This window comes from Streptomyces atriruber, from assembly GCF_001418325.1.
GTDB classification, from domain to species: Bacteria; Actinomycetota; Actinomycetes; order Streptomycetales; family Streptomycetaceae; genus Streptomyces; species Streptomyces atriruber.
This window is the reverse complement of sequence record NZ_LIPN01000137.1, coordinates 1-8923: the sequence shown is the minus strand read 5'-3', so window position 1 is coordinate 8923 and position 8923 is coordinate 1. Positions and strand designations below refer to the sequence as shown.

General features: G+C 73.6%; 9 protein-coding genes and 1 riboswitch. Of the genes, 7 read left to right on the top strand and 2 right to left on the bottom strand.

Annotation, left to right across the window (positions count from 1 at the left end; genetic code table 11):
- Window positions 1-158: 158 nt before the first annotated feature.
- Window positions 159-1520 carry a DUF2252 domain-containing protein gene (locus tag AOK03_RS15915; protein WP_055565916.1) on the top strand — a complete coding sequence of 454 codons (1362 nt, stop codon included), beginning with the start codon at window positions 159-161 and terminating at the stop codon, window positions 1518-1520.
- A 58-nt stretch (window positions 1521-1578) separates the two neighbouring features.
- Here the strand turns inward: AOK03_RS15915 and AOK03_RS15910 are convergent, their stop codons facing one another.
- Window positions 1579-2313, bottom strand: a complete 735-nt coding sequence (locus tag AOK03_RS15910; RefSeq protein ID WP_341845810.1) for an alpha/beta hydrolase — start codon at window positions 2311-2313, stop codon at window positions 1579-1581.
- 47 nt (window positions 2314-2360) lie between these two features.
- Between AOK03_RS15910 and AOK03_RS15905 the strand changes: the two genes are divergently transcribed.
- Entirely contained in the window at window positions 2361-3332 is a 972-nt protein-coding gene (locus AOK03_RS15905; protein WP_055565914.1) for an asparaginase, read from the top strand.
- Here AOK03_RS15905 and AOK03_RS15900 read toward each other — a convergent pair.
- Complete coding sequence (locus AOK03_RS15900) at window positions 3329-4459, bottom strand: HAD family hydrolase (RefSeq protein WP_107098013.1); 1131 nt, start codon at window positions 4457-4459, stop codon at window positions 3329-3331. The genes AOK03_RS15905 and AOK03_RS15900 overlap by 4 nt on opposite strands.
- A gap of 165 nt (window positions 4460-4624) precedes the next feature.
- On the opposite strand from AOK03_RS15900, the gene AOK03_RS15895 reads away from it, so the two are divergent.
- From AOK03_RS15895 to AOK03_RS15875, 5 genes are all read left to right on the top strand, one after another.
- Window positions 4625-5485 (top strand): AraC family transcriptional regulator, encoded by an 861-nt coding sequence (locus AOK03_RS15895; protein WP_055565913.1) that lies wholly within the window; start codon window positions 4625-4627, stop codon window positions 5483-5485.
- A 4-nt stretch (window positions 5486-5489) separates the two neighbouring features.
- On the top strand, window positions 5490-5948 hold the full coding sequence (locus AOK03_RS15890) for a VOC family protein (protein WP_055565912.1): 459 nt from the start codon (window positions 5490-5492) through the stop codon (window positions 5946-5948).
- Window positions 5949-5955: 7 nt separating this feature from the next.
- Window positions 5956-6142: riboswitch (cobalamin riboswitch) on the top strand.
- Window positions 6143-6209: 67 nt separating this feature from the next.
- Window positions 6210-7256: an ABC transporter substrate-binding protein gene (locus tag AOK03_RS15885; RefSeq protein WP_055565911.1), complete on the top strand. Its 1047-nt coding sequence runs from the start codon at window positions 6210-6212 to the stop codon at window positions 7254-7256.
- The gene (locus AOK03_RS15880; RefSeq protein ID WP_055565910.1) at window positions 7253-8332 is read left to right on the top strand and encodes a FecCD family ABC transporter permease; all 1080 of its coding nucleotides are present in this window, start codon (window positions 7253-7255) and stop codon (window positions 8330-8332) included. Before AOK03_RS15885 ends, AOK03_RS15880 begins: the two co-directional genes overlap by 4 nt.
- Window positions 8333-8364: 32 nt before the next feature.
- Window positions 8365-8923, top strand: a 559-nt coding sequence (locus AOK03_RS15875; protein ID WP_157868955.1) for an ABC transporter ATP-binding protein, incomplete at its 3' end; no start/stop codon positions are given.

Sequence of the window (8923 nt, the reverse complement as noted above, 5' to 3'; positions counted from 1 at the left end):
GCTGCAGCCAATGCGGCCCCGCCCCCGACCACGTCACCCGTTCGGCGTACCCGGCATGCGCACGGGCCCGGGGCCGCATTGGCTGCAGCTGAGGGTGGCCGGCGACCGCGGCGCGCGGAGCGACCGGCGTCCGCCACGAGCGCGAGAGGGGAGTGAGCATGACGGCCCCGGAGCCACGCGCGACGACCCCGGAAGCACGCGCGCGTGCGGGCAGGGAGGCCCGCAAACGCGCCTCGCGCTCCTCCCACGGCGCCTGGATCCCCTCCGCCGACCGCCCCGACCCGGTGTCGGTCCTCGAACGCCAGGGCGCCGACCGCCTCCAGGACCTGCTGCCCGTCCGGTACGGCCGGATGTCCGCGTCCCCCTTCGCCTTCCTGCGCGGCGCCGCGGCCGTCATGGCGGGCGATCTCGCCGCCCAGCGGCACACCGGCCTCGGCGTGCAGCTCTGCGGCGACGCCCACCTCTCGAACTTCGGCCTGTTCGCGTCGCCCGAGCGTTCCCTGCTCTTCGACCTCGACGACTTCGACGAGACCTGTCCCGGGCCCTTCGAATGGGACGTCAAGCGGCTCGCCGCCAGCGCCGCCGTCGCCGCCAGCGAGAACGGGGCCACGGAGAACGCCGCCCGCGCCACGGCGCAGCAGGCCGTGACCGCGTACCGCACCGGCATGCGGCGGCTGGCCGGTCTCGGGGAGCTCGCCGTCTGGTACGAGCACGTCGACGCGCACGACCTGCTCCCTCTCGTACGTTCCGCGGGAACCCGCAAGCGCGTGGCCGCGCGCCTCGACCACGCCCGTCGGCGCACGAGCCTGCAGGCGCTCGGCAAGCTCACCGAGGTCGTGGACGGCGAGCGCCGCATCATCCACGACCCGCCGCTCCTCGAACCGGTGGGAGCCCCCGACACGGCCGCCCTGCGCAAGATCTTCGGCGACTACCGCTCCACGCTCGCCGAGGAGCGCCGCCTCCTCCTGGACCGCTACCGCTTCGTCGACGCGGCCCGCAAGGTCGTCGGCGTGGGCAGTGTCGGCACCCGGTGCTACATCGTGCTGCTGGCCGGGCGCGACGCGGGCGACCCGCTCTTCCTGCAGATCAAGGAGGCGGTCAGATCGGTGGTCGAGGAGCATCTGACGACCGGGCCCTATCTGCACCCCGGGCACCGCGTGGTGGCGGGCCAGCGGCTGCTGCAGGCCGCGGGCGACATCTTCCTGGGCTGGATGACGGGCCCCCGGGGCCGTGCCTTCTACTGGCGCCAACTGCGCGACATGAAGGGCTCGGTGGACCTCACCGCCCTGTCCCCGGCCGAACTGCGCGCCTACGCGAGGCTCTGCGGCACGGTCCTGGCCCGCGCGCACGCCCGCTCCGGCGACCGCATAGCGATAGCCGCGTACCTGGGCGGCTCGGACACCTTCGACCGTGCCGTGGCCGACTTCGCGCTGCGTTACGCGGCCCAGAACGCGCGGGACCACGCGGCGCTGGTGGCGGCGGTCGACTCGGGCGTGATCGCGGCGACACCGGGAGTGTGACCGGGCACGGGGCCGGGAGTGTGACCGGTCCCGCCCGGTCCCGCCGCCCCGGCCCGCCTCACCCGAGCAGCGCGTCCACCACCCGCCGCCGGTCCTCCGCGTGGTCCCGCAGCCAGGCCCCCAACGCATGGTCGGCAGCGGGCAGTTCGAGCCGTGTGAACCGCGATCCGGTGGTGAGCGCCTCGTCGACGGCCGCCGTCACCGCGGGCGGGATCACCGCGTCGGTGCCGGGCACCACGAGCACCGCACGGCCGCCGAAGGCCCGGTAGACGTCGAGCGCGGCGGAGTCCCGCCACCGGTCCGGCGTACGGATGATCTCGGTGAAGCGGCCGTCGCCGTCGCCGAACGGGAGCGGCCAGGCCTCCTTCGCGTACACGGCGGGCGCGCACAGGCCGATGGCCGTGACCCGCGCACCGAAGTGCGCCACCAGGTCCGCCACGGTCTGCCCGCTCATGCTGAACCCGACGAACACCAGCTCGTCGGCGGCGGGCACCCGTTCCTCGACCACCGCGACCGCCTGCGCGCACCGCCGACGCAGGCTCAGCTCCCGCAGCTCACCGGTGCTCTCGCCGTGCCCGGAGAAGTCGAGGGCCAGCGCCCGACAGCCGCGCGCCGCGAAGTCGGCCTGCAGAGCGGCCAGCCGCGCCTTGCTGCCGGCGCCCGCGCCGTGCAGCAGGACGACCGTGGTGGCCGGGGCCCGCGCGGCGTCGGGCAGCGCTTCGGCGCAGCTGAGCGTCTCGCCGTCGCAGACGAAGGTGACCGAGTCGGGCGTGGTGAGGAAGTCCTGAGTCATGCCGCTCATCCTCGGCCGGGCCGGGTGCGTGGGGGAAGATGGGGCGTATGGCGACGACCGTGTCCGTGTTCACCCTCGGCGGCACCATCTCCGCGCGCGGCGGCGGCAGTTCGCCCCGGCTGACCGGCGCCGAGGTCCTCGCGGCGGCCGGTGCGGTCCCGCCCGGCGTCGAGGTCGAGGTCCACGACGTCCGCAGGCTGCCCAGCTCCTCCCTGACCGTCGAGGACGTGGCCGACCTCGCCGAGCGGGTCGACGCGGCGACGGCCGAGGGGCACGGCGTCGTCGTGGTGCAGGGCACCGACACCCTGGAGGAGACCGCCTTCCTCCTCGACCTCGCCTGCGCGCGCCGCACCCCCGTCGTCGTGACCGGGGCGATGCGGCGGCCCGACCTGCCGGGCGCCGACGGCCCGGCGAACCTGGCCGCGGCCGTGGCCGTGGCGGCCGACCCCGGCTGCGCGGGCCTCGGCGTCGTCGCGGTCCTCGCCGACGAGATCCACGCGGCGCGGTACGTGCGGAAGAGCCACACCACCTCCGTCGCGGCCTTCGCGTCGCCGGGCGCGGGCCCGCTCGGCCGCGTCGTCGAGGGCAGGCCGCGCATCCTGCTCCGCCCCGCAAGGCCGCAGGCCGACCGCCCGCTGAACCTGCGCGGTGCCGCCCGCGTGGCCCTGGTCACGCTCACCCTCGGGGACCGCGGCGAACTCCTCGAAGGGGTCGAGGCGCGCTTCGACGGCCTGGTCGTGGCGGCGTTCGGCGCGGGCCACGTCCCCACCTGGCTCGTCGACCCGCTGGCCGCGCTCGCCGCCCGCATGCCGGTCGTCCTCGCCTCCCGCACGGGCGCGGGCCCGCTGCTGAGCGAGACGTACCGCGGGCCGGGCTCGGAGCACGACATGCTCGGCCGCGGCCTGCTCCCCGCCGGACCGCTGGACGCGCCGAAGGCCCGGCTCCTGCTGCACGCCCTGCTGGCGGACGGCGCCGACCACGCCCGAGTGGCCGACGCCTTCCGCGCGTCGGGGAGCTAGCCGATCTGGTCCGGCGTGACCGTCAGCCACCGCTTGTCGGCGGTCACCTTCTGGCCCAGCTCGCGCTGCCGCTCGGCGTTCTTCTTCTTCATCCCGTCGAGCTGCTTCATGTACGAGTCCTTGCGGTTGACCCAGACCCGTACTCCGCCGTGCGCCACGTCGGCGGAGTGGAAGAGCATCGGGCCGTCGCTGGCCGGGGTGTCACCGGCGGCGAGGATCGGCTTGCGCCACTCGTCGATGTAGGTGTTGATCGCGGCGGGCTTGCCCTCGTACCAGGTCAGCGGCGCCCACAGGTTCGGCGTCAGCTCGCGCTTCGCGAGCTTCGCGCGGTCCTGCTCGCCGAAGCGGCCCTCGGCGATCTCCTTGCGGGAGCTGGTCACTTCACCGGTCTTGCGGTCCTTGAGCTGCATGGAGACGCCGATGACGTTCTGCGGCTTCACGCCGTAGCCGTACTTCGGGTCGGCGAGGACCATCCGCACCAGGTCCTCGCTGGCCGCGCTGACGACGTACACCTCGATGCCGTGCGCCTGCAGCGTCTTGTAGAGCTGCTGCATGCCGCGCGAGAACTCCGGCGGCTTCACCTCGGTCTTCGTCGGCTTGCCGTCCTCGAAGTACTCGGCGGGGATCGGCTTCTTGTACGCCAGGAGCTCGTCGACGTACCCCTTGAGCTCCTTCAGCGTGAAGCCGGAGAAGATCTGCGCGGCCCAGGGGTAGCAGACCTGGTCGTCCACCTCGCACAGCCGGTTGTAGTAGCTGTAGAGGCTCTCCTTGTGCCCGGCCTTGTCCTTGAAGGGGATGACCTTCAGGGACGGGTCCATGGTCTTGCGGGTCAGGACGCCCTTCATCTCCAGGAAGGGCAGCAGCGACTCCTCCAGGTCGTTGCGGTACGTCGTGTTGTCCGCGTCGAAGACGGCGTACGCACCCTTGTGGTCGTTCTTCGCGATGACCTTGCCGAGCTTCTCGGCGACCGGCTTCGGCCAGTGCGACAGCTCGCGGGCGGTGGCCGCCGAGGTGTCGGCGGCGCTCGCCTCGTCCGTCGGCCACAGGGCGCTGCCCGCGAGAACGGCGGCGGCCAGCGCGCCCGTGGTGCCGATGACGGCCAGCTTGCTCTTTGCCCGTACTGCCATGTCTCTACGTCCCTGCCGTTCCCTGCGAGCGGTGTGCGCCCCGACCGGAGCGGCGCGCAATGCTATGGGGCGGCCCGGACATTTCCCATGATCGAAGTCACCGTGGCGCGGTGGCATGGGGCGGGTGAACAGGGGTAGCCGTGGGGTTCCGCGCATACTGGGGTCATGGACTCCCGCGAGTTCGTCCGCGCCGCCCCGCGGCTCGACGGCATGGTCGTCTCCGCGGTCGGCTACCGCACCGCGGGGCAGCGGCCCGGCCTGCACCGGGGGCTCCCCGCGCCGTATCTCACGGTGATCTTCTCCCTGGACGGGACCATCGCCACCGGCAGCACCCCTCACCAGGCGACGGGACCGGACGCGACGCGCACCGACATCGTCGTGGGCGGCCTGCACCAGAGCCCCGCGTACGTCGTCCAGCCCGAGCACGAGGCCGGCATCCAGCTCGCCGTGCATCCCCTCGCGGCCCGCGCGCTCCTCGGTCTGCCCGCCGCCGGGCTCACCGGGCAGCTCGTCGTCGGCGGCACGGACGTCCTCGGCGACCCGGCCGCGGAGATCCGCGAGCGGCTGTGCGAGCTGGACCGCTGGGAGGACCGCTTCGCCCTCCTGGCGGCCTATCTGAGGCGGCGCGCGGCCACGCGGGACGCCACGGGAGCCGTCCGCCCCGAGGTCGCCGAGGCCTGGGCGTGGCTGGCCAGGCACCGGGGCGCGGGCACCCTCGCCGGTCTCTCCCGGCACGTCGCGCTCAGCGAGCGCAGGCTGACCGCGCTGTTCCGCGCCGAGACGGGACTCACCCCCAAGCAGGCCGCCCGCCTGATGCGCTTCCAGCACGCCAAGGCCGCCGTGGCCCGCGCCGTCGCGGCGGGCGCCCCGCCGGACCTCGCCGGGGTCGCGGCCGACACCGGGTACTACGACCACTCCCACCTCGTACGCGACTTCCGGCAGTACACCGGCGAGACCCCCACCGGCTGGCTGGCCGAAGAGTGCCGGAATATCCAAGCCGGGGCGCACGGCCGGGGCGAAGAGTAGGGGCATGGACACCAACCGGAACACCACGCCAGAACAGCAGCTCAGCACGCCCGCCCCCGCCATCTGGCCGGGCCTGCAGGCACAGGACGCCCCCGCCCTGATCGACTTCCTCGTCGGCACCGTCGGCTTCCTGCGCACCGCCGTCTACGAGGACGAGGGCCGCGTCGCCCACGCCCAGCTCGACTGGCCCGAGGGCGGTGGCGTCATGCTCGGCTCGTACGACCCGGCCAACGCCGCCACCTGCGGCAGGCCCGGCACCGCGGGTGCCTACGTGGTCACCGACCACGTGGACGACCTGTACCGCAGGCTCGCCGAGGCCGGAGTGAAGATCATCAGCGAGATCGAGGACAAGCCCTACGGAAGCCGCGAGTTCGGCATCGAGGATCCGGAGGGAAACCGCTGGTCCTTCGGCACCTACCGCGGCGAGCCCAGGCCCGCGCCGACATCCGGACCGAGCGCGTGAAGCCGCGTGATAACTTGCGCAAGCCAGTCAAACCCACACCTGGGCCAGGGAATCCGGTGCGAATCCGGAGCTGACGCGCAGCGGTGAGGGGGGACGGGCGGGGCCACGGCCACTGGGTGTCGCAGGACATCCGGGAAGGCGCCCCGCCCGGCCGATCCCCGAGTCCGAAGACCTGCTGGCGCCCTCCGGCCGCTCACCCGGCGGCGGAGGCCACGACGCAGGCCAGGCTCCGCGTATGAGCCGTGACACTCAAGGGATCACGTGTCCTCGACAGCCCGTATATCCGCCCTCCTCTGCGCCTGCCTGTTCGCGCTCACCGCGTGCGGCGACGGCTCCGCACAGAAGAACGCGCGGTCCGCGGACCAGGGCGCCGACGGCTACCCGGTCACCGTCACCTCCTGCGGCAAGGACGCCGAGGTCGGGGCGCCGCCGCAGCGGGCCGTCTCCCTCGACCAGGGGTCCACGGAGATCCTGCTCTCCCTCGGTCTCGCCGACCGCATGGTGGGCACCGGCACCTGGACCGACCCGGTCCTGAAGAACCTGGCGAAGGACAACGCGAAGGTGGAGCGGCTCGCCGACCGCTACCCGTCGCTCGAGAAGGTCCTCTCCAAGGAGCCCGACTTCGTCAGCGCCTCCTTTCTCTACACGGTCGGCAAGGGCGGCGTCGCCGACCGCGCGAAGTTCGACGAGCTCGGCGTCCCCGTCTACGTCTCGCCCACCGACTGCGCGGGCAAGGACAACGACGGCGGCGGCGACGGCAAGCGCGTCAAGACCCTCACCATGGACACCGTCTACGGCGAGGTGCGCGACCTGGCGAAGGTCTTCCACGTCGAGAAGCGCGGCGAGAAGCTGATCGCCGACCTGAAGCGCCGGGTCGGCGCGGCCACGAAATCCATCGACGACTCCGCGGCCTCCGGCACGAAGCTCATGTACTGGTTCGCCAACTCCGACGCCCCGTACCTGGCGGGCTGCTGCGGTGCCCCCGGCATCATCACCCGCGAACTCGGCGCGAAGAACGTCTTCGACGACACCCGCGAGGAATGGCCCCAGATCAACTGGGAGACCGTCGCCGACCGCGACCCCGACGTCCTCGTCATCGGCGACCTCACCCGCAAGTCGCAGTCCGCGGAGAGCGCCGCGGCGAAGATCAAGTTCCTGGAGTCCAACCCGGCGACCAAGAACCTGACGGCCGTGAAGAAGAAGCGGTACGTCCTGCTCAGCGGCCAGGCCATGAACCCCACGATCCGCACGGTCGACGGCATCGAACAAGTGGCCGCCGGGCTGCGGAAGTTCGGACTCGTCAAGTGACGGAGGCCGCGCCGGGCACGGACGCCGCCGCTGTCCCCGTCCCTGCTCCCGCCCCTGCCTCCGCCCGCGTGCGGCAGGGGCTGCTGTGGCTCGCCGGGGTCGCCGCGCTGCTCCTCTCCGTCTCCGTGGCCGTCACCATCGGCCCCGCGGACATCTCCGTGCCCGACGTGTGGTCGACCGTCGCCGCCCACCTCGGCTGGGGCGAGAGCCCGCTCACCCCGATCAGGGACGGCATCGTCTGGAACCTGCGGATGCCGCGCACCGTGCTCGCCGCCGTCTGCGGCGCGGGACTCGCGGTCTGCGGGGCGGTCATGCAGTCCCTGCTCCGCAACCCCCTCGCCGACCCCTTCGTGCTCGGGGTGTCGTCCGGGGCGTCCACGGGAGCGGTCGCGGTCGTCGTCCTCGGCGTCGGCGGGGGAGTGGTGTCGGTCTCGGCGGGCGCCTTCGCGGGCGCGCTCTGCTCCTTCGCGCTCGTGCTGCTCCTGAGCCACACGCTGGGCGACACCACGGACCGGGTCGTGTTGTCCGGCGTCGCCGCCATGCAGCTCTTCTCCGCGCTGACGTCGTTCGTCGTCCTCACGGCGGGCGACGCGGAGACGACGCGCGGCGTGCTGTTCTGGCTCCTCGGCTCGCTCAGCGGGGTCGGCTGGACGGACGTGTGGATGTGCGGCGCGGTGCTCGTGGCGGCGCTCGTCATCTGCCTCGGCCACGCCCGCACGCTGGACGCCTTCGCGTTCGGCCCGGAGGCCGCGGCGGCGCTGGGCGTCCGGGTGGCCCGCACCCGCCTCGTCCTGCTCTGCACGACGGCGCTGCTCACGGCGGCCCTGGTCAGCTCGGCGGGCGCCATCGGCTTCGTCGGCCTGGTCCTGCCGCACGCGGCCCGCGCGGTCGTCGGCTCGGGCCACGCCCGGCTGCTCCCGGTCACGGCGCTCGCCGGGGCGGTCTTCCTGGTCTGGGTGGACACGCTGGCCCGCACGGCCCTGGACCCGCAGGAGGTCCCGGTCGGCGTGGTGACCTCGCTCATCGGCGTACCGGCGTTCGTCGCGGTGCTGTACCGGACGCGGAGGACGGCATGACACACGACGCGACCACCGAAGCGACCACCGACATGACCACGGACAAGACCGCGAACAAGGCCACCGACGTGACCACCCCGGACGGCACCACGGGCCTGCGCGCCGACCGCGTCAGCAGGGAAGCGGGCGGCCGGCTCGTCGTCGACGGGGTCAGCCTCGCCCCGCCCGACGGCGCCACCGTGGGGCTCCTCGGCCCCAACGGCTCCGGCAAGTCCACGCTCCTGCGCATCCTCGCGGGCGTCCTCGCCCCGGCCTCCGGAGTCGTCACCCTGGACGGCCGCACCCTCTCCGACACGGGCCGCCGCGCGGTGGCCCGCCGGATCGCCGTGGTCGAGCAGCACGCCGCGACGCAGGTCGAGCTCTCCGTACGCGACGTCGTACGCCTGGGCCGCATTCCGCACCGCCGCGCCTGGTCGACCCCCACGCCGCGCGACGAGCGGGCCGTGCGCGAGGCCCTCGCGCGCACCGGCCTCACCGAACGCGCCGCCCAGGCCTGGCACACCCTCTCCGGCGGCGAGCGTCAGCGCGTCCAGATCGCCCGCGCCCTGGCACAGGAACCCCGCGAACTCCTCCTGGACGAGCCCACCAACC